The following is a 1,629-nucleotide window of genomic DNA, read 5'->3' as shown; positions in this document are numbered from 1 at the left end:
AAATCAGCACGGCGGCCGACAGCGTGACGGCGAATTCGCGGAACAGCCGGCCGGTCTGCCCGCCCATGAACAGCAGCGGAATGAACACCGCGACCAGCGACAGGCTGATGGACAGCACCGTGAACCCGACTTCGCGCGCGCCCAGCAGCGCCGCCTTGAAGCGGTCCATGCCGGCTTCAATGTGGCGGCTGGTGTTTTCCAGCACCACGATGGCGTCGTCCACCACGAAGCCGGTCGCTACCGTGAGCGCCATCAGGCTCAGGTTGTTCAGGCTGAACCCCAGCAGGTACATCACACAAAAAGTGCCCAGCAGCGATACCACCGTGGCCACGGCCGGAATGACGGTGGCGCGTGCGCTGCGCAGGAAAGCGCTGACCACCAGCACCACCAGCGCAGTCGAAATGAGCAGCGTGATTTCCACTTCATGCAGCGACGCGCGTATCGAATTGGTACTGTCTGACGCCACTTGCAGCTTGACGTCCGGGGGCAATTGGGCCTGCAGCTCGGGCAGCAGGGCGCGCACGCCGTCTACCGTGGCAATCACGTTGGCGTCGGGCTGGCGCGTGACCAGCACGATGACGGCGGGCTGGCCGTTAAAAAGCCCCAGCGTGTTGTTGTTTTCCACGCCATCCAGAACCTGCGCGACATCGCCGAGCCGCACCGCCGCCCCGTTGCGCCAGGCCACCACCAGGTCCTGGTAATCGGCGGCGCGGCGCCCGTCCGTGGCGGTGTTGGCGCCTGCGTAAATCTGCAGGCGCTGGCCGTTGCCTTCAATCGCGCCGCGGGGCCGGTTGGCGTTGGCCGACTGCAGGGTGGTGCGCACGTCCTCCATGCTGACGCCGTAGCGGTTGAGCGCAAACGGGTTCATCTCGACCCGTACGGCAGGCAGCGAGCCGCCGCCCAGTTCCACATCGCCGACGCCCGGCACCTGCGCAATTTTTTGCTGCACGAGGTTGGACACCTCGTCATAGATCTGCCCCGGCGAGCGGGTCCTGGAAGTGAGCGCCAGGATGATGACGGGTGCTGCCGCCGGGTTGGCCTTGCGGTAAGTCGGGTTGCTGCGCAGCGTGGCCGGCAGGTCGGCGCGCGAGGCGTTGATGGCGGCCTGCACTTCCCTGGCGGCGGCGTCGATCTTGCGGTTCAGGTCGAACTGCAGGCTGATGCGGGTCGAACCGGTGCCGCTGTTGGAGGTGATTTCATTGACGCCCGCAATCACGGCCAGCCGCCGCTCCAGCGGTGTAGCCACGCTGCTGGCCATGGTGGCGGGGCTGGCGCCGGGCAGCGACGCGCTGACCGAGATGGCGGGGAAGTCCACTTGCGGCAGGGGCGAGACAGGCAGCACGAAGAATGCGCCTATGCCGGCCAGTGCCAGGCCTATGGTGAGGAGGACGGTGGCGACGGGTCTTCTTACGAAGGGTTCGGACAGGTTCATGGTTGCTGTTCCGCTGCCTGTCGGGGCTGGGCTGGCGTTGCCAGGTTGGGCTGGCCGGGGGTTGCCCGGCGGCAAGTCACTTTCTTTTGCTTCGCCAAAAGAAAGTAACCAAAGAAAAGGCGACCCGCAGTCTGGGTCCCTACGCTGCGCTTCGGGCAACCTGTGCTGCCCCGAAAAAGCGGGGGTCGAGCTCGAAC

The 1,629-nt window shown here is 65.9% G+C and carries 1 protein-coding gene; it reads right to left on the bottom strand.

The genetic code is table 11. The annotated features are described in order from the left end of the window. Positions 1–1,432: efflux RND transporter permease subunit (locus IV091_RS11915; protein ID WP_293468941.1), on the bottom strand; the 1,432-nt coding region annotated here is incomplete at its 3' end. Positions 1,433–1,629: the final 197 nt, after the last annotated feature.

This window comes from Polaromonas sp., from assembly GCF_018780625.1.
GTDB lineage: Bacteria > Pseudomonadota > Gammaproteobacteria > Burkholderiales > Burkholderiaceae_C > Polaromonas.
This window is presented reverse-complemented; position numbering and strand designations above follow the sequence as displayed.